General features: G+C 63.6%; 22 protein-coding genes. 14 read left to right on the forward strand and 8 right to left on the reverse strand.

What is annotated here, in order from left to right; genetic code table 11:
• Positions 1 to 374 precede the first annotated feature (374 nt).
• A complete protein-coding gene (locus tag IB256_RS09405; protein ID WP_192402281.1) occupies positions 375 to 1,625 on the forward strand; it encodes an OprD family porin in 1,251 nt (416 codons plus the stop codon).
• 159 nt (positions 1,626 to 1,784) lie between these two features.
• Here IB256_RS09405 and IB256_RS09410 read toward each other — a convergent pair whose 3' ends face one another.
• Positions 1,785 to 3,011, reverse strand: a complete 1,227-nt coding sequence (locus IB256_RS09410) for a PilT/PilU family type 4a pilus ATPase (RefSeq protein WP_192402283.1) — start codon at positions 3,009 to 3,011, stop codon at positions 1,785 to 1,787.
• Positions 3,012 to 3,196: 185 nt separating this feature from the next.
• On the opposite strand from IB256_RS09410, the gene IB256_RS09415 reads away from it, so the two are divergent.
• The 5 genes from IB256_RS09415 (at position 3,197) to IB256_RS09435 (ending at position 7,434) form a co-directional block, all read left to right on the forward strand.
• Entirely contained in the window at positions 3,197 to 3,475 is a 279-nt protein-coding gene (locus IB256_RS09415; RefSeq protein WP_192296114.1) for a peptidylprolyl isomerase, read from the forward strand.
• 50 nt (positions 3,476 to 3,525) lie between these two features.
• A complete protein-coding gene (locus IB256_RS09420) occupies positions 3,526 to 3,888 on the forward strand; it encodes an MmcQ/YjbR family DNA-binding protein (protein WP_192296115.1) in 363 nt (120 codons plus the stop codon).
• A complete protein-coding gene (locus tag IB256_RS09425) occupies positions 3,888 to 4,442 on the forward strand; it encodes a putative glycolipid-binding domain-containing protein (RefSeq protein WP_192296116.1) in 555 nt (184 codons plus the stop codon). The genes IB256_RS09420 and IB256_RS09425 overlap by 1 nt, the downstream gene beginning before the upstream one ends.
• Positions 4,443 to 4,693: 251 nt before the next feature.
• Positions 4,694 to 5,875: an MFS transporter gene (locus IB256_RS09430; RefSeq protein WP_192402285.1), complete on the forward strand. Its 1,182-nt coding sequence runs from the start codon at positions 4,694 to 4,696 to the stop codon at positions 5,873 to 5,875.
• Positions 5,876 to 6,156: 281 nt separating this feature from the next.
• Positions 6,157 to 7,434, forward strand: coding sequence for an OprD family porin (locus tag IB256_RS09435; RefSeq protein WP_138215619.1), 1,278 nt, complete (start codon positions 6,157 to 6,159; stop codon positions 7,432 to 7,434).
• 87 nt (positions 7,435 to 7,521) lie between these two features.
• Here the strand turns inward: IB256_RS09435 and IB256_RS09440 are convergent, their stop codons facing one another.
• Together IB256_RS09440 and IB256_RS09445 are read right to left on the reverse strand one after the other, a co-directional pair.
• Positions 7,522 to 7,803 (reverse strand): hypothetical protein, encoded by a 282-nt coding sequence (locus IB256_RS09440; protein WP_138215618.1) that lies wholly within the window; start codon positions 7,801 to 7,803, stop codon positions 7,522 to 7,524.
• Positions 7,804 to 7,957: 154 nt separating this feature from the next.
• Positions 7,958 to 8,908 (reverse strand): phospholipase D-like domain-containing protein, encoded by a 951-nt coding sequence (locus IB256_RS09445; protein ID WP_192402287.1) that lies wholly within the window; start codon positions 8,906 to 8,908, stop codon positions 7,958 to 7,960.
• A gap of 247 nt (positions 8,909 to 9,155) precedes the next feature.
• Here IB256_RS09445 and IB256_RS09450 point away from each other — a divergent pair, with 247 nt between their 5' ends.
• Positions 9,156 to 10,745 carry an ABC-F family ATPase gene (locus IB256_RS09450; protein WP_081519837.1) on the forward strand — a complete coding sequence of 530 codons (1,590 nt, stop codon included), beginning with the start codon at positions 9,156 to 9,158 and terminating at the stop codon, positions 10,743 to 10,745.
• Positions 10,746 to 10,854: 109 nt separating this feature from the next.
• On the opposite strand, the gene IB256_RS09455 is transcribed toward IB256_RS09450, so the two are convergent.
• Both IB256_RS09455 and IB256_RS09460 read right to left on the reverse strand, forming a co-directional pair.
• Entirely contained in the window at positions 10,855 to 11,868 is a 1,014-nt protein-coding gene (locus IB256_RS09455; RefSeq protein ID WP_192402289.1) for an alpha/beta hydrolase family protein, read from the reverse strand.
• Positions 11,869 to 12,066: 198 nt separating this feature from the next.
• Complete coding sequence (locus IB256_RS09460) at positions 12,067 to 12,675, reverse strand: FMN-dependent NADH-azoreductase (protein WP_192296121.1); 609 nt, start codon at positions 12,673 to 12,675, stop codon at positions 12,067 to 12,069.
• 131 nt (positions 12,676 to 12,806) lie between these two features.
• On the opposite strand from IB256_RS09460, the gene IB256_RS09465 reads away from it, so the two are divergent.
• Entirely contained in the window at positions 12,807 to 13,712 is a 906-nt protein-coding gene (locus tag IB256_RS09465) for a LysR substrate-binding domain-containing protein (protein WP_045217489.1), read from the forward strand.
• A gap of 31 nt (positions 13,713 to 13,743) precedes the next feature.
• Here the strand turns inward: IB256_RS09465 and IB256_RS09470 are convergent, their stop codons facing one another.
• Positions 13,744 to 14,454 carry a DUF1294 domain-containing protein gene (locus IB256_RS09470; RefSeq protein ID WP_192296122.1) on the reverse strand — a complete coding sequence of 237 codons (711 nt, stop codon included), beginning with the start codon at positions 14,452 to 14,454 and terminating at the stop codon, positions 13,744 to 13,746.
• 17 nt (positions 14,455 to 14,471) lie between these two features.
• The gene (locus IB256_RS09475; protein ID WP_192296123.1) at positions 14,472 to 15,302 is read right to left on the reverse strand and encodes an undecaprenyl-diphosphate phosphatase; all 831 of its coding nucleotides are present in this window, start codon (positions 15,300 to 15,302) and stop codon (positions 14,472 to 14,474) included.
• Between the two features lie 628 nt (positions 15,303 to 15,930).
• On the opposite strand from IB256_RS09475, the gene IB256_RS09480 reads away from it, so the two are divergent.
• The 6 genes from IB256_RS09480 (at position 15,931) to IB256_RS09505 (ending at position 20,893) form a co-directional block, all read left to right on the forward strand.
• Positions 15,931 to 16,383, forward strand: coding sequence for a hypothetical protein (locus IB256_RS09480; protein ID WP_192296124.1), 453 nt, complete (start codon positions 15,931 to 15,933; stop codon positions 16,381 to 16,383).
• 1 nt (position 16,384) lies between these two features.
• Positions 16,385 to 16,963: an adhesin gene (locus IB256_RS09485; protein ID WP_192296125.1), complete on the forward strand. Its 579-nt coding sequence runs from the start codon at positions 16,385 to 16,387 to the stop codon at positions 16,961 to 16,963.
• A gap of 55 nt (positions 16,964 to 17,018) precedes the next feature.
• Positions 17,019 to 18,023, forward strand: coding sequence for a heme utilization protein (locus tag IB256_RS09490; protein ID WP_138215608.1), 1,005 nt, complete (start codon positions 17,019 to 17,021; stop codon positions 18,021 to 18,023).
• A 75-nt stretch (positions 18,024 to 18,098) separates the two neighbouring features.
• Positions 18,099 to 18,779: a C39 family peptidase gene (locus IB256_RS09495; protein WP_045217496.1), complete on the forward strand. Its 681-nt coding sequence runs from the start codon at positions 18,099 to 18,101 to the stop codon at positions 18,777 to 18,779.
• A 46-nt stretch (positions 18,780 to 18,825) separates the two neighbouring features.
• The gene (locus IB256_RS09500) at positions 18,826 to 19,566 is read left to right on the forward strand and encodes a hypothetical protein (protein WP_192296126.1); all 741 of its coding nucleotides are present in this window, start codon (positions 18,826 to 18,828) and stop codon (positions 19,564 to 19,566) included.
• A gap of 52 nt (positions 19,567 to 19,618) precedes the next feature.
• Positions 19,619 to 20,893 carry a hypothetical protein gene (locus IB256_RS09505; RefSeq protein ID WP_081519828.1) on the forward strand — a complete coding sequence of 425 codons (1,275 nt, stop codon included), beginning with the start codon at positions 19,619 to 19,621 and terminating at the stop codon, positions 20,891 to 20,893.
• A 315-nt stretch (positions 20,894 to 21,208) separates the two neighbouring features.
• On the opposite strand, the gene IB256_RS09510 is transcribed toward IB256_RS09505, so the two are convergent.
• Entirely contained in the window at positions 21,209 to 22,543 is a 1,335-nt protein-coding gene (locus IB256_RS09510; RefSeq protein ID WP_081519827.1) for a sigma-54 dependent transcriptional regulator, read from the reverse strand.
• Positions 22,544 to 22,668: the final 125 nt, after the last annotated feature.

Raw genomic sequence — 22,668 nt, forward strand, 5'->3', positions numbered from 1 at the left:
GCATCCTACCCGCAATGCCGGTGGACAAATGTTCCACTTGGTTAATTCATGTTCGAACAGCGAACAGTTACGCCTCGGGCGAATTGCGGCGAGCCTCCGCGGACTACCACTATGGCCCCAGCCGCCGCCCCGATGCGGCGCCAACAACTATAAGAAAGGTCCGTTCACATGCTCACGCTTTCCCTGGCACGCCTGCGCGCGTGTATCGCCTCCATTCCTTGCCTGCACCCTCACCCTCGCATTTCCGTCGCGCCTGGCTGACCGGTTGACCCGCGCTCACTGATCGCCTTGAACCTCCATCCGCCGCTCCCGACAGAGCCGCGCGGAGGGCTCCGTTCGCCCCGAACAACGACAAGAATGCCGAGGGAACACCCATGCTCCGCTACCTGCCCCACCTCACCATCAGCGTCTGCCTGCTACCCGCCCTGCCCGTCCTGGCCCATGCCGAGGATGGCGGTTTTCTCGAAGACGCCAAGGCCAGCCTGCTGCTGCGCAACTTCTACATGAACCGCAACTACGTCGGCGAGGCTCGGCAGGACAAGGCAGAGGAATGGACCCAGAGCTTCATCCTCGATGCCCGCTCCGGCTACACCCAGGGCACCGTCGGGCTCGGCCTGGACGTACTCGGGCTGTATAGCCTGAAGCTCGACGGCGGCAAGGGCACGGCCGGCACCCAGCTTTTGCCGACCCACGACGACGGCCGCCCCGCCGACGACTTCGGGCGCCTGGCGGTAGCCGGCAAGGCCAAGGTATCGAAGACCGAAATCAAGGCCGGTGAATGGATGGTGGTACTGCCGATCCTGCGCTCGGACGACGGCCGCTCGCTGCCGCAGACCTTCCAGGGCGCGCAGGTCACCTCGAAGGAAATCGACGGCCTGACGCTCTACGGCGGTCAGTTCCGTCAGAACAGCCCGCGCAACGACGCCAGCATGGAAGACCTGTCTCTGTTCAACCGCCCGGCCTTCACCTCGGACCGCTTCAACTTCGCCGGGGGCGAATACCGTTTCAACGGCGACCGCACGCTGATCGGCCTGTGGAATGCCCAGCTGAAGGACATCTACCAGCAGCAGTACCTGCAACTGCAGCACAGCCAGCCGCTGGGCGATTGGGTGCTCGGTGCGAATATCGGCTACTTCTGGGGCAAGGAGGACGGCAGCGCCCGTGCCGGGGACCTGGACAACCGCACCTTCTCCGGACTGTTCTCGGCCAGATACGGTGCGAGCACTTTCTATCTCGGCCTGCAGAAGGTCATGGGCGAGGACGAGTGGTTCCGCGTCAACGGCACCAGCGGCGGCACCCTGGCCAACGACAGTTTCAACGCCAGCTACGAGAGCGCGAAGGAGCGTTCCTGGCAACTGCGCCATGACTACGACTTCGCCGCTTTCGGCGTTCCCGGCCTGACCCTGATGAACCGCTACATCCAGGGGCGCAACGTGCACAACGCCAGCACCGACGAGGGCAGTGAATGGGGCCGCGAGAGCGAACTGGCGTACACCGTGCAGAGCGGCACCTTCAGGACGCTGAACATCAAGTGGCGCAACTCCACCATGCGCCGCGACTGGGGCAACACCAACAGCTTCGACGAGAACCGGCTGATCATCAGCTATCCGCTGTCGCTGCTGTAGTCACCGCCGATTGCCACCCGCCGCTTCGCCAACCCGCTCGTGGCGGATAACGCTGGCGCGTTATCCGCCCTGCGAAACCGGCGGTCCGCTCCTACAGGCAATCCCGTTTCAACAAAAAGCCCCGGCATGCCGGGGCTTGTCCGTTCAGTTGGCGGCTTATCAGCCGGCCGGCTTGTCCGCGTCTTCCGCTTCGATCTCTTCCAGTGCCAGTTCCAGCCCCCAGCTGGAGGCTTCCACTGGCTGGGCGGCCACGGGCGGCGCAACCGGTGCCGGTGCGGCCGGCTTGGCTGCGGCGGGAGTGGCGGCACTACCGACGCTGCCCGGATTGTCCTTGTAGAGCTTGAGCTTCAGGCGCAGGTTGTTCGCCGAGTCGGCGTTCTTCACCGCTTCATCCTCGGTGATCGCCCCTTCCACCGCGAGGTCGAACAGCGCCTGGTCGAAGGTCTGCATGCCGAGGGCACGGGACTTGTCCATGATCTCCTTGATCGAGCTGAAGTCACCGCGCTTGATGATGTCGCTGATGGTCGCCGTGCCCAGCAGCACCTCCACCGCCGCACGGCGTTTGCCGTCCTGGGTGCGCACCAGGCGCTGGGAGACGAAGGCCTTGAGGTTGTTGCCCAGGTCGTTGAGCAACTGCGGCCGGCGCTCTTCGGGGAAGAAGTTGATGATGCGGTCCAGCGCCTGGTTGGCGTTGTTCGCGTGCAGGGTGGAGATCGCCAGGTGGCCGGTGTCGGCAAAGGCCAGGGCGTGCTCCATGGTCTCGCGGTCGCGGATCTCACCGATCAGGATCACGTCCGGCGCCTGGCGCAGGGTGTTCTTCAGCGCGGCGTGGAAGCTACGTGTGTCCACGCCCACTTCGCGCTGGTTGATGATCGACTTGCGGTGCCGGTGTACGTACTCGATGGGGTCTTCGATGGTGATGATGTGGCCGCCGCTGTTGCGGTTGCGGTGGTCGATCAGCGCCGCCAGGGAGGTGGACTTGCCCGAACCGGTGCCACCGACGAAGAGCACCAGGCCGCGCTTCTCCATCACCACCTTGAGCAGCACTTCGGGCAGGTTCAGGTCGGCGAACAGCGGAATATCCAGCTTGATGTTCCGCGCCACGATGGAGACTTCGTTGCGCTGCTTGAACAGGTTGATACGGAAGCGACCGACGCCGGCGACGGAAATCGCCAGGTTCATCTCCAGCTCACGGTCGAACTCCGCGCGCTGCTCCTCGTCCATCAGCCCGTAGCCGATGCGGGCGACGTCGCCGGCCTTCATCGATTCGTTGGTCAGGGGCTTGAGCACCCCATTGAACTTGGCGCAGGGCGGAGCGCCGGTGGAGAGGTAAAGATCCGAACCATCCTGGGTGGCCAGGATCTTGAGCATCGCTTGGATATCCATTGAACTGCATCCGTACGCAAGGTGGCGGCGGACGCCGTCTGTAAGCAGCGTCCTATAAATAAGAATTGGCTTATTGACTCTATGGAGCGCTCCTGCGCCAGACAATGCAACCCATCGCGAAATGCGACCTGTGTCACTGCTGCCGTACAATGCTGCTCAGACGCTTTCACTCAAGGACCCAACCAATGCCCGTCGCCATGGCCCGCCACATCCTGGTCAAGACCTCCGCCGAAGCCGAGCAGATCAAGCAACGCCTGGCCAAAGGCGAGGACTTTGCCGCCCTGGCGCGCAAGCATTCCACCTGCGCTTCCTGCAAGCGCGGTGGCGACCTGGGCGAGGTTCGCCCCGGCCAGATGGTCCGCAGCATCGACCAGGTGATCTTCAGGAAGCCGGTCGGCGTGGTTCACGGGCCAGTCAAAAGCCAGTTCGGCTACCATCTGGTCGAAGTCTATTTCCGTGACTGAGCAAGGCCGTGACTGATCGAAGCCGCGCCTGACCGAAGGAACGCACGCCCATGACGCCGCAACAGATCGCCCGCTTCTGCCTGGACCTGCCCGGCGCCCGCGAAGACATCAAGTGGGGCAGCAACCGGGTATTCTCGGTGGCCGGCAACAAGATGTTCGCCATCCTCGACTTCCTCGACAGCGGAAACGGCGGGCTCGCCTTCAAGGTCGGCCCGGAGCTGTTCCTGGGCTACGTCGACCGTCCCGGCATCCGCCCGGCGCCCTATCTGGCGCGCGCCTTCTGGATTTCCATGCAACGCCCTTACCCCATGGGCGACGCCGAATTGCGCGAAGCGCTGACCCGCTCGCACCAACTGGTGGTCGCCCGCCTGCCCAAGCGCCAACGCCTGGGCCTCATGCTGGAGACTTCCTGATGCGCACGCTCGACTGGGAAGGCATCTGGCACGCGCCGACGGCCAGCTGGGAATCGCTGCAACTGGGCGAGCTGCGCGCCGAGAGCCAGCTGCGTGCCATCGATGAAGCGGGCGGGCCGTCCTATCAGCTCGATTACCAGTTGGATTGGGACCACCAATGGCGCTTGCGGGAGGCGCGTTTCAGCGTGGAAAACGCGCGCGGCACGCATCAGTTGCACCTGCTGAACGATGGCGAAGGCCACTGGCAGAACGCTGCGGGCGAGTCACTGAAAGACCTGGAGGGCTGCCTGGACATCGACATCTGGCCGTCGCCCTTCACCAACACCTTTCCCATTCGCCGACTGCAGCTGGACGACGGCGAGCGCCGCGAGCTGGCTGTCGTCTACCTCGAAGCGCCCAGGCTCAAGCCGGTGCGGATGCGCCAGGGCTACACGCGAATCGATGCCCATCACTATCTGTACGAGAACCTCGAAGGCACCGATTTCAAGGCGCTGCTGAGCGTGGATGACGACGGGCTGGTGATCGATTACCCGACGCTGTTCCGCCGAGTCTGACCCCATTGTTTTCTGTAGATGCGCGCGATCGCGAGCGTGGCCCGCTCCTACAATCAGTCGGCAACTGAAGGTGCCTGCGTAGGGCGCATAACCTGGAACAGGTTATGCGCCGCCCCAAACAACGGCGGATAACGCTGACGCACTATTCGCCCTACGGACAGTGGATATTTCAGGTAGTTCGTTAGCTAGCTTTCCTACACGCCACACGCGGTCCATCATGTAGGACCACTCGCCGTACCGAACCGCAGCAGATGTCCGCCGATTCCCGCTCGTCCTCGTCCACCACCCTGCAAGTGGTGTCCGTCGTCCTTTTCACCTTCATCGCCTACCTGACCATCGGCATCCCGCTGGCCGTGCTGCCCGGCTACGTGCACAGCGACCTGGGCTTCGGCTCGGTGATGGCCGGCCTGGTCATCAGCATCCAGTACCTGGCCACCCTCCTCACCCGCCCGTACGCCGGCAAAGTCATCGACACCCTCGGCCCCAAGCGCGCCGTGCTCCACGGCATGGTCGGCTGCGCCGGCAGCGGTGCGCTGATGCTCGGCTCCTGGGCGATGCAGGGGCTGCCATTACTCAGTCTCGGCCTGCTGATGGTCGCGCGCCTGGTGCTGGGCACCTCGGAAAGTCTGGTCGGCAGCGCCTCGATCGCCTGGGGCATCGACCGCGTGGGCGCGGCGAACACGGCAAAAGTCATTTCCTGGAACGGCATCGCCAGCTATGGCGCCCTGGCCATCGGCGCGCCGCTGGGCGTGCTGATGGTCGGCCAGCTCGGGCTGGCCAGCCTGGGCGGCAGCGTGGTCCTGCTGGCCGCGCTCGGCTTCGCCCTGGCCTGGCCCAAGCGTGCCGCCGCTCTGGTGCATGGCGAGCGGATGCCTTTCCACCACGTGCTCGGCCGGGTATTGCCCCACGGCCTGGGCCTGGCACTGGGCGGCATCGGCTTCGGCACCATCGCCACCTTCATCACGCTCTATTACGCCAGCCTCGGCTGGAAAGACGCGGTCTACTGCCTGACCGCCTTCGGCGGCTGCTTCATCGGCGCACGACTGCTGTTCGCCAATGCCATCAATCGTCACGGTGGCTTCCGTGTCGCTATCGCCTGCCTGTCGGTGGAAAGCCTCGGCCTGCTCCTGCTGTGGAGCGCCCCGACGCCCTGGATGGCACTCGCCGGCGCAGCGCTGACGGGCTTCGGTTTCTCCCTGGTGTTCCCCGCGCTGGGCGTGGAAGCCGTGGGCCTGGTGCCCGCTTCAAGCCGGGGTGCCGCACTGGGCGCCTATTCGCTGTTCATCGATGTGTCCCTGGGTATTACCGGGCCACTGATGGGGGCCGTCGCCAACGGCTTCGGCTTCGGTTCGATCTTCCTCTGCGCCGCACTCGCAGCATTCAGCGGACTGATCCTCAGCCTCTGGCTGTTCCAGCGCTCGTTTGCTCGCTGAGCCAGTCACGCGGCAATCTGCCGCGACTTCGCCCATCCCCCGCGAGCCGCCGCGATCCAGCAGGCAAAACCGCTGATCAGGTAATCATGACGGGAGCGTGACAGAGGCTGGACGAAAAAGTTCGAACCTCTGCTATCATCCCGCGGCGCCGGGGCGACCACGCCCCGAATACAACCAAAAGAATAGGCCAGCACAGAACTCCACCTACCCCGATCACGCACTTCGGGGCGGAGAGCTTTTTTCTTTCTGCTCGCTGGCGCTGCACCATTAAGGAAATCAAGATGCTGAACCACCGGATCAGTCTGCTCGCACTGGGGATCCTCGCGTCGACCGCTGCAATGGCCGATGACCAGTCCGCCGCCAAGGGCTTCACCGAAGACAGCCACCTGGACCTGTTCTTCCGCAACGCCTACATGAACCGTGACTACAAGCACGGTCGTGACGACAAGGCCGAGTGGGGCCAGGCCGCCACCGCCACCTTCACCTCTGGCTTCACCCAGGGCACCGTAGGCTTCGGCGTTGACGCGTTCGGCATGTACGCCCTGCGTCTGGACGGTGGCCAGGGCAAGAGCGGCGCTGCCGGCATCGACTTCTTCAAGCAGGGCGACAGCGGCGAAGCTGCCAACGACCTGGCCCGCGCCGGTGGCGCAGTGAAGGCTCGCTTCTCCAACACCGTGATCAAGTACGGTGACCAGATGCCGGCCCTGCCGATCCTGAGCTACGACAACTCCCGCCTGCTGCCGGAAAGCTTCACCGGCACCCTGATCACCTCCAAGGAGATCGAAGGCCTGGAGCTGAACGTCGGCCGCTTCACCTCGGAAACCCGCAAGAGCGCCGAAGGGCGTGACAGCGGCGGCCTGAAGCGCATCGACGTATTCGGCGGCAGCTACAAGTTCACCGACAACTTCAGCGGCTCGCTGTACGGCTACGAGAGCGAAGACGTCGCTCGCAAGCAGTACATGAACCTGAACTACGTCATCCCGGTGGCCGACAAGCAGTCCCTGACCCTGGACTTCAACGGCTACCGCACCCGTGTGAACGAAGACTTCGCTTCCGACAACGGCATCGACGGCACCAAGAACACCATCTGGAGCCTGTCGGCCGCCTACAACATCGGCGTCCACACCTTCATGATCGCGCACCAGCGCAACAACGGTGATTCCGGCTACAACTACGGCTGGTACCAGAACCAGGGCGGCCTGGGTGACGGCGGCACCACCATCTGGCTGGCCAACTCCTACTGGTCGGACTTCAACGGTGAAGACGAGCGCTCCTGGCAGGGCAGCTACAGCCTGGACTTCTCCGAGTACGGCGTACCGGGCCTGAGCTACACCGTGGCCTACGTCTACGGCGACAACATCAAGACCGCCGAGACCAGCAATGGCAAAGAGCGCGAAATCTTCAACCAGTTGAAGTACGTCGTACCGAGCGGCCCGGCCAAGGACCTGTCGGTCAAGCTGCGCGGTTCCTGGCTGCGCGTGTCCAACGACGCCCGCTCCTACAACGACGACGGCAACGAAGTACGCGTCTTCGTCGAGTACCCGGTCAACATCTTCTGATGATTTGATCAGGCTCTAAGGAAAACGCCCCGTGGCAGCGATGCCACGGGGCGTTTTTCATTCCGGCGCCTTTCTGGCCCAGGCGATCTACTCCAGAGAACGGCGCCTGTGCAGCCAGGGCAACGGCGGCAGCGCCATGCGCAGGATGTGGAAGCACAGCAGCAGGATCAGCGCGCCGGCCACGAACGAGCCCAGGCGCTGGGCTGGTTCGAGCGTGTCATTGAGCACGTTGAGGAACAGCATCGCACTGCCGCCCAGCATGCAGGCCAGCAGGAACACCGAGAGGATGTAGATCTTCAGTGTCAGCAGCCGCCAATGCCAGCGCATGCGGCGGCGGACGGGGACTTCATCGGGGGGAAGTTGCGGCATGATCCATTGCCTCCTGACAGGTTTCTGACGGGCTCACGCAACTGCAGCATGCGACGTCGAGATATTGGCAGGAGGCTAGCCATCATCGTGCAGAATGCCAAGTCGTACAGCGTGCGACCGTCGGATCGCAGGCTGTGCGCCGATGAATGGCTGCTTAGCGCACCACGCTATTGATGTCGTGGCGATTGAGCGAGGTGCGCATTTCTTCGTACCACTCCGGGATCACGTCCTTCAGGCGCTCCTTGGCGTCCTCCAGCTTGAACGGCTGGGTGTAGCGCTTCTTGCGGTAGGAGTAGATGTAGTAGGTGCCGTCGCGGTAGAGGATGCGATCGAAGGTGTAGAAGCCGATGTGCGTGCCGTTGCAGCGTGCGGTCAGCACCATGTCACCCTCTTCGTAGGGCAGCACGCCTTCGGCGCACTCATAGGTGAAGAACTCGCGCACGTCGTCCCAGTCCACGCCATCGCTGCTGGCGTGCAGGAAGGCCTCGGCCTTCTCCTCGGAGTCGTCGGAATGGTCGCTGTACCAGATGAACAGCGGGATACTCTGGTTGGTCTCATCGCCCAGCCAGCTCTCGCCGTCCAGGTACTGCGCACTGCGCGCGAGGCTGGCCTGCACGCGGCGGTGGCTCTGGCGGTATTCCTCCAGCTGCTCGTCGAAAGCCGGCGAATCCTCACCCAGCACCACGCCTTCCATGCCCTTGATCTCGGCCACGCGCGCCAGGTACTTGGCGTAGAGCGCCGCGTCCTGGATCACGGTGCAGGTGTCCCGGGTCAGGCTCAGGCCGACTTCGGTGAAGTTGGCGCTGCCCAGCACGACGACATCCGGCTCGATCAGGATCAGCTTCCAGTGCACGCTGTTCTGCGCACGGAAGTCCACGTGCAGGGTGACGCTGGCGCCTGCATCGCGGACGCAAAAATCGATGAAGTCCGGCGAGCTGAACGAGTTGATGGTGCCCACCAGCAGGTCCAGGCGATTGCCCTTCTCCACCAGGGTTTCGATCAGTGACTCGGTTTCACTGGCGGAGGCCGAGACCACAGTGATCAGCTTGCCGCTGACCTGCTCCAGATAATGCCTGAGCGAATGTTGAGCGTTTAGGATTTTCATACAGCCCCCACCAGAATTCTGAACACCGAATTCTGATGCAGGACCATGAGCGGTTTCAACTGTCTGATATCGCCATAAGCCCGCATCACGGGCGCTGCAGCGGCAAAGCATGCAGCACGGGGCCGGCTGTGGCATAATGAGCGGCTTTGCCAGGCGCCTGTCGGCCTTCTTCGACAGCGCAGGCCTTTCCTGCCCGCCCGCGCCGTCCGCGCCCGGCGCGCACCATGTCCAGCCAAGGGTCAGTCAGTTGATTTCCACCGCCAATATCACCATGCAGTTTGGCGCCAAGCCGCTGTTCGAAAACGTTTCCGTCAAGTTCGGCAACGGCAACCGCTACGGCCTGATCGGCGCCAACGGTTGCGGCAAGTCCACCTTCATGAAGATCCTCGGCGGTGAGCTGGAGCCTTCGGGCGGCCAGGTAATGCTGGAAAACGGCGTGCGCCTGGGCAAGCTGCGCCAGGACCAGTTCGCCTATGAAGACTTCAGCGTGATCGACACCGTGATCATGGGCCACGAGGAACTGTGGAAGGTCAAGGCCGAGCGCGATCGCATCTACTCCCTGCCGGAGATGAGCGAGGAAGACGGCATGGCCGTGGCCGAGCTGGAGGTCCAGTTCGCCGAGTTCGACGGCTACACCGCCGAATCCCGAGCCGGTGAGCTGCTGCTGGGCCTGGGCATCCCGCTGGACCAGCACTTCGGCCCGATGAGCGCCGTCGCTCCGGGCTGGAAGTTGCGCGTGCTGCTCGCCCAGGCGCTGTTCTCCGATCCGGACCTGCTACTGCTCGACGAACCGACCAACCACCTGGACATCAACACCATCCGCTGGCTGGAAAACATCATCACGGCGCGTAACAGCACCATGATCATCATTTCCCACGACCGTCACTTCCTGAACAGCGTCTGCACCCACATGGCGGATCTGGACTACGGCGAGCTGCGCCTGTTCCCGGGCAACTACGACGAGTACATGACCGCGGCCGAACAGGCCCGCGAGCGCCTGTTGTCGGACAACGCCAAGAAGAAAGCCCAGATCGCCGAGCTGCAGACCTTCGTCAGCCGCTTCTCGGCCAACGCCTCCAAAGCCAAGCAGGCCACCAGCCGCGCGCGCCAGATCGACAAGATCCAGCTGGAAGAGGTCAAGCCGTCCAGCCGCGTCAGCCCGTTCATCCGCTTCGAGCAGCACAAGAAGCTGCACCGCCAGGCAGTGACCCTGGAAAAGGTCAGCCAGGGCTTCGACGGCGGCTCGCTGTTCAAGAACCTGAGCATGCAGGTGGAAGCTGGCGAGCGCATCGCGATCATTGGCCCCAACGGCATCGGCAAGACCACCCTGCTGCGCACTCTGGTCGGCGAGATGGCGCCCACCGCCGGTGAAGTGAAGTGGACCGACAGCGCGGACGTGGGCTACTTCGCCCAGGACCACGCCGAGGACTTCGAGGACGACTACAACCTGTTCGACTGGATGGCCCAGTGGACCCAGGGCGGCGAGCAACTGGTACGCGGCACCCTCGGCCGCATGCTGTTCTCCAACGACGACATCAAGAAGTCGGTGAAGGTGATCTCCGGTGGTGAACAAGGCCGCATGCTGTTCGGCAAGCTGATCCTCAAGCGCCCCAATGTGCTGGTGATGGACGAGCCGACCAACCACCTGGACATGGAGTCCATCGAGTCGCTCAACCTGGCGCTGGAAAACTATCCGGGCACCCTGATCTTCGTCAGCCATGACCGCGAGTTCGTGTCCTCCCTGGCCACCCGCATCATCGAGCTGTCGGAAAACGGCGTGACCGACTTCAGCGGCACCTACGACGACTACCTGCGCAGCCAGGGCGTAATCGTCTGATCAGCGCCACACCGCGATGAAAAAGCCCCGCCAGGTGCGGGGCTTTTTCTTGAGCGCTTCTCGGCAGGCACGGGCTTGGCCCACACCGTCAGGAGCGAATCGCGGGAGATCAGCGCCCTGACGTCTGCATCGTCGCGCTGCCCAGGCTGACGTCGAAGAACTCCGCCGCCGAGGCCGCTAGGTCACGGTGGATGGCCTTGCGATCCAGACCCTGGGTGTCGGTGCACAGGTCCGGGGTGGCCTCCACCTCCTCCTCCGAACAGGGCGACATGAAGACGAAGTGCCCTGCTCCGTCCAGCACCCGCAAGTCCGCTTGCTGCGGAAGTTTGCGCGCCAGCGCGCCGGCATTCTTCTTCCAGTCGAGGATCCGGTCATCGTTGCCGGTGTAGAGCAGCACTGGCACCTGCACATCTTCCAGCTCGTGGACGCCATACATCAGGCTTAGCGGCGCGAGCAGGAGCAAGGCGCCGATGCGCGGATCGGCCATCGGCACCAGGTCGTTGCGATCTGCGCGTACCTCGCCCTTCTCGCTGCAGGCGTCGGCGTCGTCCGGGCGCTCCTTGCAATACTTGATCAGCCGTTCCAGGCGCGGCTGGGCGCCGGCCAGGATCAGCGCCGTTTCACCACCGGCGGAATAGCCGATTACCCCGACCTTGCGCGGATCGGCAATGGCCGCGACCTTGGGGTCTAGCAGCGCGGCACTGATGGTTTCCGACACCTGCAGCGGCCGTCCGTAGAGGTTGCTCTTGGCGCCCAGGCGGCTGTGGTCATGCAGATTGTCGCCGGGGTGCAGCAAGGTCACCACCACGAATCCCTTGCGCACCAGCGCCTCGATCAGGTCACGGTGGGCCAGCGGAGTGCCGTAGTTACCGTGGGACATCACCAGCAACGGGAAGCGTCCGTTGGCGGTCTGCCCTTCGTAGGCGACGTCGAGGATGAAGTTGCCCAGGTGCAGGGGTTGCTCCGGCGCGCGCGTGGGGTAGAAGGCGATGGCCTTCATCGGCTGCTGGTCCAGCGGGTCGCTGACCTGCAGGCGGTGAAAACCCACATTCCAGCCCTGTGCCGCCCAACTCGCGGTACTGAAGGTAACGAGCAGCAAGAACCAGAACACGCGCCTCGCCATGGTGCAGTTCGCTCCGATTTGACTCCGGATCAGGCGCCACGAGGCTTGCTGGGGAATGCAGAGGTCGTCGGACGCCGCCTGGAGGGAACCTCTGCATAGTACGCGCCAGTGAGACTCGCTCCGTGCCCGCAGACAGGCGGTACCGACCGGCCACAAAAAAGCCCCGCATCGGCGGGGCTTTTCTTCTGCTGGCAGCGATCAGGCGGCGGCGAACTGGCTGGCGATGCTCGCCTGGGCGCCCGCGATGGCGTTGCGGCGCGGTTCGTCACCGTAGGCAAGGCCCTCAGCACGAACGACCTCGATGTCGGTAATGCCGAGGAAGTTCAGCACCAGCTCCAGGTAGCTCTCGTGGGCGATGCCAGTCGGTTGGCCAGCGTGGATGCCGCCTGCGGTGGAGACGATGATCACTTTCTTGCCGCCCGCCAGGCCTTCCGGGCCGTTCTCGGTGTAGCGGAAGGTCCTGCCGGCGACGGCGATACGGTCGATCCAGGCCTTCAGCTGGCTGGGGATCGAGAAGTTGTACATCGGTGCACCGATGACGATGGCGTCGGCGCCGAGGAACTCCTCGATGCTCTTCTCGCCCAGCGTGGCTTCGTGTTTCTGCGCAGCATCGCGCAGCTCGGCCGGGGTGCCGGCGGCAACCAGGCTGGCGGAGGACAGGTGGCTGATGGCGTCGGCAGCCAGGTCACGGTAGGTGACTTCGACGCCCTGCTCGGCGGCAGCCCAGGCAGCCACCAGTTCGGCGCTCAGTTGGCGGGAAGCAGAATTGTCGCCGAGGATGCTCGAGTCGATGTGCAGCAGTTTCATGTGTGCTCTCCAGGAAAGGTGCCAGGTGGGTTGGCGGAGGAATTCGTCGTTGGAGGCAAGACTACGCATGTAGCCAATCTTCGATAAGTCGGCAAAAATGCAATGATTCGTCTCACCAGCAGGACAATCCCATGCAGGACCTCAATGACCTCTTCTACTTCGCCAAGGTGGTCGAAGCCGGTGGCTTTGCGGCCGCAGGGCGCCTGCTGGGGCTGCCGAAGTCGCGCCTGTCGCGGCGTGTAGCCGAACTGGAAGCGCGCCTGGATGTGCGTTTGCTGCAGCGCACGACCCGCAAACTCGCGCTCACCGACCTGGGCGAACGCTATTACCGGCACTGTCAGGCGATGCTGGTGGAAGCCGAGATGGCGGATGAAGTCGCGGCGCAATTGAGCGCGGAACCGCGTGGACGAGTGCGCCTGTCGTGCCCGGTGGCGTTAGCGGAAACCTCGCTGAACGAGATGCTGCCTGGTTTTCTCGCAGCCTATCCGCAGGTGAATCTGGAGCTGATGCTGACCAACCGTCGCGTCGACCTGCTCAATGAAAGCATCGACGTCGCGCTACGCGTGCGGGCACCGGGGGATGAGGACCTGTCGCTGATCTCGCGGCGCCTGCGCCTGGCGAAGACCGCGCTGGTGGCCGCACCGTCACTGCTCAAGGGCGTCAAGCTGCGTGCGCCGGAGGACCTGGCTGCCCTGCCCGTCCTCGGCGCCATCGACAATGATCGCCGCGTGCACATGAAGCTGACCGGCCCACAAGGCGAGGTGAAGGAAGTGGCACTGGAGGCGCGTCTGGCGGTGGAAGACTTCAACCTGCGCAAGAACGTGGCGCTGGCGGGATTGGGCGTGACACTCCTGCCGCTGCACTACTGCACCGAGGAACTGGAGGATGGCCGGCTGGTGCGCGTGCTCCCCGCCTGGAGCGAGCCGGAGGCCTACCTGCAGGCGGTATACCCGCACCGACGCGGCATCCTTCCGGCGGTGCGGGCGCTGCTCGACTATCTGCAGGAAGGCTTCTCGAAGGACGACTGGCCGGTCTGACGCCGGTCCAGTCCCTGAATGGGGACGCCGTTTACGCGGGGCTGACGCCCAGGCCCATCAGTGCGCCGATCCAGCTCAGCAGACGGCCGCCACTCAGCCAGTCGATCCAGAACAGCTGGTGCAGCACGACGATGGCCCAGAACACCAGCTGGAAGGACAGCTTTCGGGTCTTGTGGCGAAACACCTGCTGGGCTAGGAAAGCACCCGGCCAGCCGCCGAGCAGCTCCAGCAGGTGCAGGCTCTGTTCGGGAGTACGCCAGTCGTTGCGCTCGGCGCTGCGCTTGTCACGCCAGTAAGCGAAGAAGGCCAGGACGCTGAAGACCGGATAGAGCAGCAGGAACCAGACGAAGTAGGCCTCCTTCAGCCAGAGCACCGAGCCGATGACGGGCAACGCGAGCAGCACGGCGAGGACCACCAGCGCCTTGCCCAGAGAACGCCTTGGCGCACTGGGGAAGGCGACTTCGCGACCACTGCGAGCGCGCTCGCGGGTGGCTGTCGCCGCGGGCTTGCGGCGAATTGCCGGGGTATCGATGGCCAGCCCGGCAAGGCGGGCATGATCGGCGCGGGGGCGGCCGTCCTTGCCGGTGCCTTCGACGTAACGGACCTGATCGCCCGTTTCCGGGCGGCGGTCGCCACGGAAGTCGGAGATGTGCAGGAAGACTTCCTTGCCGCCGGCCTGGGGGCGGATGAAGCCGAAGCCTTTGTCATCGTCCCAGCGGCTGATGGTGCCGTTCTTTTCCACGTTTACTCACTATCGGATCAGGGTTTGACGCTGCTCCAGTCGATCAGGGCGAACTGCCAGGTCGCCAGGATCAGCAGGCCGAACACGATACGGTACCAGGCGAAGGCCGCATAGCTGTGGTTGGCGATGAACTTGAGCAGGCCGCGCACCGCGATCATCGCGAAGATGAAGGAGGTGACGAAGCCGATGGCGAATACCGGCAGGTCCGAGGGCTGGAAAATGTCACGGTACTTGTAGCCCGAGTAGACTGCGGCGCCGACCATGGTCGGCATGGCGAGGAAGAACGAGAACTCGGTGGCCGCCTTGCGCGACAGGCCGAACAGCAGGCCGCCGATGATGGTGGCACCGGAGCGCGAGGTGCCCGGGATCAGCGCCAGGCACTGGCAGCAGCCAACCTTCAGGGCTTCCTTCCAGGTCATGTCGTCGACGGTTTCGGCGTGGACCACGTGCTGACGTTTCTCCGCCCAGAGCATGATCACGCCGCCCACCACCAGCGCCACGGCCACGGTGATCGGGTTGAACAGGTAGTGGTGGATGTAGTCGGCGAAGGCCACGCCCAGGACCACTGCCGGGAAGAAAGCTATCAGCAGGTTGATGGTGAAGCGCTGAGCCTTGCGCTGGGTGGGCAGGCCGACGACGATCTCGAGGATCTTGCGGCGAAATTCCCAGACCACCGCCAGGATGGCCGCCAACTGGATGATGATGTTGAAGGCTTCGGCACGCTCACCGCCAAATCCGATGAGGTCCGCCACGATGATCTGGTGGCCGGTGCTGGAGATCGGCAGGAACTCGGTAAGCCCCTCGACCACGCCAAGAATGAAGGCCTGAAAGGCGCTCCACAGATCCATACTACTGTCCCCCGCGAGGCACGCTGGCTCGCACGTTTCTAATGATTTTGTCCCGCTGCCTGCTCCTGGCGCGTGAGCGCCGCAGCGGCGTCGGCATGCTAATGCATTGCCCGCAGATCGCTACGAAATTCACAAAAATTTCTCTTCCACGGCACGGGCAGAGTAAGCGTTGGCAGTTCGGCAAATTCGAGCTGCCTTTCATCGCCAGGAAGATGCAGACAACCTCGATCCGGACGGGTTCGCGCCATCATGCAAAATGCCTAATTCATTGAAAAGCCTGCTGCACTCAAGTACCAGAAAGGCTACAAACCAGCCGATTCTGTTAACGACGCGAAACACTCGAATCGCCGCAAACGCTGGCGGGCCATGCCTTGGGCCTTCCCACCCAAAGTTGTGTATCAGCCACGTAACAGATTTCGCTTCTCCCGTGAGACGAGCCCCGTTCTAGGGGCCGCGCAGGGCTTTCGTACGCTCGTCCTGTATCAACGTCGAGACATCCGCTCCGTGATGGCTCATGTGGCCTAACGCCATGTCATTGATTCTCAATAGCTGATTAAAAGCGGCACGGCCCCTGCTCCACCTTGGTACCGCTGGTTAGGGCTCAGCGCACCAAGAAGGAACCGCCATCATGGGGAACATCGACTCACGGATAGTCGGCATTCTCGTCACGCTCGTTTGCGGCGCGGCCAGCGTCCCGCTGTGTCCGCTCGCTCAAGCCGGCGACGGCACCATCGTCCTGCAGCGCCAGGTGCAGCCACGCGTCGCCACCCGGCCGACCGACATTCCCGACCCGAACCCGATCACCGTCAACCCGAACATCTCCGACCAGATCGTGCGCCAGACCGGTAACGCCGAGCTGAGCGACAGCGATTTCGCCGGCGTCACCAGCGGCTCCAGCCTGCAGCGGCACATCCTGCCAGGCGGACAGCTGGTGGGCATGGACAACGGCGCCAACCAGACCCTCAACGGCAATGGCCTGGGGGCTGGCGCGGCTGGCGGCGGCGCCGGCATCTCCAACTCGGTGAACCGCACCGTCCAGCAGGGGCTCTCGCCCCTGCGCATGCTGACGGGGGACCGCTGAGATGAACGCCCGCCTGCTCGCTCTTCCACTCCTGCTCTGCAGCGTCACGGCCCTGGCCGCTGATCCTTCGACGGTCAACAACGCCAGCATCGACAGCGCCGTGCGCAACTACCACGGCGTCGCCAGCGTGAATCAGGCCGCCGGTGACTCCCAGCAACAGGCCAACGGCCGCGCCATCGCCATCGGCAGCAATGCCCAGGCCACCACCCAGTTCCGCCAGGCGGTCAACGCCAGCGTCGACCTCAACCAGGCCGCGTCCGCCAGCATCACCGGCAACGCCTTCACCAACGGCAACGGCGCACTGGGCGTGAACCAGGCCGCCGGGGCTGCCAACCAGCAAGTGAACGCCATGCGGATCAGCGTCAGCGCCATTCCGCAGAGCGTCGATGACAGCGTGCTTTCCCAGCAGAACGTCGCGCTGCCAGTGAACTCAGGCTCGAAGGACTCCACCACGGGTAGCCGGCAGGTCGTCACCAGCGACCAGGCCTTTGCCGGCAGCCGGGGTGTCGTGCAGATGAGCCAGAGCGCCGGGGTCGGCAATCGCATTGCCAACACCCTGAGCATCCGGGTCGCGGATTGACCCAAGCCAACTCCAATAACACTAAACACGCCAAACAAAGCAAAGGAGATACACCATGAAACCAAGAATGGCTCTGAAGCCTCTGGTTTTCGCTGTTGCAGCGGTCATGGCTGTAGCAGTGCAAGCAGATAATCGCGACAACGACCGTGGTCGTGGCCATCACGACAACCATGGCCATCATCACCAACAACCCAAGACCCCGTACGATCCCTACAAGGACCCGCGGATCGATGCAGGCGCCAGCGCCACGGTGGAAGACACCCAGGAGAGCAGCGACAACACCGTGGTGAACATGGGTACCAAGAACAACGCGACAGTCGACGGATCGTTGGGGAACGCATCCGGCAACGTGGGCGTCAACGTCGCCGCTGGCGACATGAACCAACAGGCCAACGCTGCCGCCCTGGCGACTGCCGATGAGAAATTCATCTTCGGTACCGCCTATGCGTCGACTGAAGTGACCCAGAACAACACGGACAACCAGGCCTGGAACTTCTCCACCACCAACAAGGCTTCACTGAACAACTCCGGCAGCAACTCCTCCGGGAACATCGGCATCAACATCGCCTCGGGCAACTACAACCAACAGAAAAACGACATGGCAGCGGCCGTGTCCGGTGGTCGTAGTGCCGACTCCTACAGTGGCGCCACCCAGACCTCCAGTGGCAACACCGTGGGCAACGTGGCCTTCCTGACCTACGAGAAGGAAACCCTGCGGTCCACCTTCAGCGCCCATGGCACCTACAAGGGCGCAGGCGCAGGCTACGTGGTCGACGAGTCGGGTCGTGGCGGTCATGACGACAGCCGTAACAGCGGTGGCAGCAAAACCGACAAGGATCCGCTGTTCTTCGTCGAAGCTGGCACTGTTGATCTCAGAGGCCAGGCCACCTATCAGGTGCTGATCCCCACCGGCTGGAAAGACCCGGTGCGCAACGATGCCTCCATCAACAACTCGCTCAACAACGTCTCGGGCAACCTGGGCGCGAACGTTGCGGCTGGCGTAGGCAACCAGCAGAGCAACTCGCTGTCCATCGCCGCAGGCTGCAAATCCTGCCTGTAAGCGAATTGGCGTAGCACCTGGAGGCTCCGGCGACGGAGCCTCCTTCTCCGAAGGCCACCCCAAGGCGTCACGATCATGCGTACGTCCGCCCTGCTTTTGCTCGCCCTTTTCAGCCTCACGACGCAGGCCGCGCAACTCCCCTTCGCCATTCTTCCCGGCGGGTCGATGGCCTACAAACACGTCGAGAGCATCCGCGAGCGCAAGTTCAGCAACCTGGTCCAGCAGAAGACCGACTTCAGCTGCGGCGCCGCCGCGCTGGCGACGATCCTCCGCCAGGCCTATGCGCTGGACGTGGACGAGGAATTCGTGATCAAGGGGATGCTGGTCCGGGCCGACCCGGACCTGGTGCGCACACAGGGTTTTTCGATGCTCGACATGAAGACGTATCTCGAAGGCATCGGCATGCGCGCACGCGGGTACCGAATCCCGCCGGCGTCTCTGGAGAAGCTGACGATCCCGGTGATAGTGCTGATGGATATCCGTGGCTACAAACACTTCGTCGTGATGCAGCGTGCCTATAAAGGTTACGTCTATATCGGCGACCCGGTGCTGGGTCACAAGCGCTTCACCCAGGAAGATTTTCTCAAAGGCTGGAACGGCATCATCTTCGCCGTCATCGGTCCGGGCTACGAACAGGCCAACGCCCTGATGAACCCGCCCGACCCACTGACGGCCAGGGACCGAATCAATGCGTTCAGCCCGGTCAAGGATGCAGAGCTCATGGAATTCGGTTTCATCCAGAGCGACTTCCTCTGAGACCGCACAAGAATGGAAGGCAGGAATCCTTCCGGGGAGAACCCTAATGAAAGTGATCCCGCTGCTTGCCGCCACCTGCATAGTGGCCTGCCTGCCGGTCCAGGCGGAAAGTGTCTTCAAGCCGATCGAACTGAAGGATCATGAGCTGGCCCAGCTGCGCGGCAAATATGTGATGCCGGGCCGGGTCATCAGCTTCGGCATCGTCATGAGCAGTACCTGGAAGAACGCCGTGGGCGACAACATCGGCGCCAAGGTCAGCATGCAGATCCAGGAGTCCACCATCAAGCCGCAGTTCTACGTCACCACCATCGACGAGAAAGGCAGCGGCGCGGCACCGGCCGCAGGCACCGGTACCGTCACCGGTGGCGCCGGACTCAACCAGACCCAGGGCGTCACCCAGAGCGTTCGCGCCGCGGGTGATTACAACACCGCTTCCAACAACGTCAGCATCGACGTGAAGGAAGCCAACCAGGCCCCGCCGGTAGCAGCCCCGCAGGGAACGCCGCTGGACTCCGCCCCCGTCACCGCCAGCAATGCGGCCGGTACCGTCAGCGTGTCGCCGAGCAACGGCGGCGTGCAGATGGCGATCAACGCCAACGGCCAGGGCGCCGCCATGCAGCAACTCGCCGCCGGCGGCCTGCTCCAGGCCGCGCAGATGGTGGGTGGAAATAATGCCGTCAACAACCTGGCACAGCTCAGTGTGGTACTCAAAAACAACCTTCCGTCGTCTGGAGCGCTGGACTGCAATCTCGACCAACTCAAAGGGCTTCGCACCATGGGTATGTGATCTACGCTCCAGTGCGACTGTGAGGTCCAACCTATAAGAAGGACAGCGCGCCATGCACCGATCGCTAACGCTAGGAACTGCAATCTGTGTATCCGCATTACTCCCCTCGACCTTCGCCGCCGCCGCGACGGAAGCCGAGGTGGAGACGTTGAAGCAGGAGCTGCTCGAACTCAAGCAGCGCTACGAGGCCCAGCAGAAGGCCCTGATGGTGCTGGAGCAGCGGGTCAGGCAGGTCGAGGAGGCTCCGGCCACCCCCGCCCAGCCCAAGCGCCTGGTCACCTCCACCGGCAAGCCGACACCGCCCGGAACCGGCAACACCGTTGCCTCCAGCGGCAGTTCCTACGGCGAGTCGCTCAAGGACGACGCCAGTCCGCCCAAGAGCGTGGAGAACCTCTACGACGAAGCCAGCGGCTTCTTCGGCAACGGCGCCTTCAGCTTCGAGACGGGCATCACCTACACCCACTACGATGCCAAGCAGCTGATCCTCAACGGTTTCCTGGCGCTGGATACGATCTTCCTGGGCAACATCGGCGTGGACAACATCAACGCCGACAACTGGACCCTGGACCTCACCGGCCGCTACAACTGGAACAACCGCTGGCAGTTCGACATAAACGCCCCCGTGGTTTACCGCGAGAGCACCTTCGAATCGTCCGGCGCCGGCAACTCCACGGCGCAGTCCACTGACGAGAAGGTCACCCGCGACCCGACCCTGGGTGACGTCAACGTCGGCATCGCCTACAAGTTCATGGACGAAACCGAATCGCGCCCCGACGCGGTGGTCAGCCTGAGGATCAAGGCCCCCACCGGCAAGGAACCCTACGGCATCAAGCTCAAGCGCGCCTCGGACAACGACAACCTCAACGTGCCCGAGTCCCTGCCTACCGGCAACGGTGTCTGGTCGGTCACCCCCGGCATTTCGCTGGTCAAGACCGTCGACCCGGCCGTGCTGTTCGGCAGCTTCTCCTACACCTACAACTTCGAAGAATCCTTCGATGACATCAGCCCCACCCAGGGCGTGAAGCAGAAGGGCAAGGTCGACCTCGGCGACTGGTTCCAGATCGGTGCAGGCGTTGCATTCGCCCTCAACGAGAAGACCAGCATGTCGTTCTCCTTCTCCGACCTGATCGCCCAGAAGAGCAAGATCAAGGCCGACGGCGGCGACTGGACCACCGTCACCGGCAGCGACGCCAACGCGGCGTACTTCAACTGGGGCCTGACCTACGCGTGGAGCCCCAACCTGACCATCGTGCCGAACCTGTCCATCGGCATCTCGCCGGATGCGCCGGATTTCAGCTTCAGCGTGAAGTTCCCGTATTACTTCTGACGGCTCGGCTGTCCAACCGCAAAGGCCCCTGTTCGGGGCCTTTGTCATTCCTGCCACCGCAGGCGTTGACCGCGCCTGCCTTCTGTCGGAGCGGGCCATGCCCGCGATCCGCCGGCGGGGCCGGCGCTTCTTTTGCTCCGCCGTTGCAGCCCCCGTGGCTTGGGCTTGATCGATGGGTATCGCTGCGCTCCACGCCATCCTGCGTTGGCGCGCCATTGTGATATCGGTGTGAGCGGAAATGCCTACAGATGCCGGCACGAAGCCAACCTGAAGGAGCGCCCCTCGGAGCTCCTTCAGTACTACGGCCACCCCGCCCTAGCGCAACTGATGCTTGTGCAACAAGCGATAGAAAGTCGGCCGCGAGATGCCCAGCATCCGCGCCGCCACGCTGAGGTTGTCTCCGTGCCGGGCCAGCGCATCGCACATGGCCTGGCGCTCGGCGCCCAGCTTGTACTCCTCCAGGGTCACCAGCGGCAGATGCGCCGAGCGCCCCTTCTCCCGCTCCAGGCCCAGGTCGCGGGCCTCGATCTGTCGCCCCTCGGCCAGCACCAGGCCGCGCCGCACCCGGTTGGCCAGCTCGCGCACGTTGCCCGGCCAGCTGTGCTCAGCCATCGCCGCCAGTGCATCGTCCGAGAAGCGCCTCGGACGGCGACCAGTCTCGACGCTGTAAAGGTGAGCGAAATGATTGGCCAGCAGCGCCAGGTCGCCATTGCGCTCGCGCAGCGGCGAAGTGGACACCTGCAGAACGTTGAGCCGGTAGTAGAGATCCTCGCGGAACAACCCGGCGCGGATCGCCTGTTCCAGGTCGACATGGGTCGCCGCCAGCACCCGCACATCGACATCAATCGGCTGGCTGCCGCCGACACGCTCGATCTGCTTCTCCTGCAGCACCCGCAGCAGGTTGGCCTGCAACTCCAGTGGCAGGTCGCCCACCTCGTCGAGGAACAGCGTGCCACCGTTGGCCTGTTCGAAGCGCCCGATCTTGCGCTGGTGCGCCCCGGTGAACGCGCCCTTCTCATGGCCGAACAGCTCGGACTGGATCAGCGCCTCGGGCATCGCCCCGCAGTTGATCGCCACGAACGGCCTGACCGCCCGCCGCGACTGGCGGTGCAACGTGCGCGCCACCAGTTCCTTGCCGGTGCCACTCTCGCCGCGGATCAGCACGGGAGACTCGGTCGGCGCGAACTTCGCCAGCAGCTTGCGCAGCTCGCGCACATCGCGGCTTTCACCCAGCAGCTCGTGCTCGTGCTCGTCACTGTGCACGCTGCCGCGCCCGCGCAGACGGGCCATGCCGAAGGCGCGGCCGAGGGTGACCTGCACCCGCGCCACATCGAAGGGCAAGGTATGGAAATCGAAGAACCACTCACTGACGAAATCGCCGACTTCATTGAGCGGCAAAGTGTCCGGGCTGAGCACGGCGATCCACTCCGTACCGCTGCGGCTGATGAGTTCCTTGACGGACTCCCGGCGTTCGAGATGCCGGGGTTGAAGGCGCAGCAGGCCGACGTCACAACCGCGATTGCCGGCGTTATCCAGCTCGCAGCTGTCTACTTCCCACCCTGCTGCCCGTAGTCCGGGTAAAAGCCTGCGGCAGTCGTCGCACGGATCGACCACCAGCAGGCGACGAAGATTCGTGGCTGCCTCGAGCATGCTCCCTTCCTTGGCGCCATTATTTTGAAAAACTTTAAAAAACAGTCGGTTGGCGCTCCAATTTGTAACGCTAGCAATATCTTGACGCAGCCCATTGACCGTTTTCCTATAAGGTCAATGCCGAA

This window comes from Pseudomonas sp. PDM17 (genome assembly GCF_014851985.1).
GTDB lineage: Bacteria > Pseudomonadota > Gammaproteobacteria > Pseudomonadales > Pseudomonadaceae > Pseudomonas.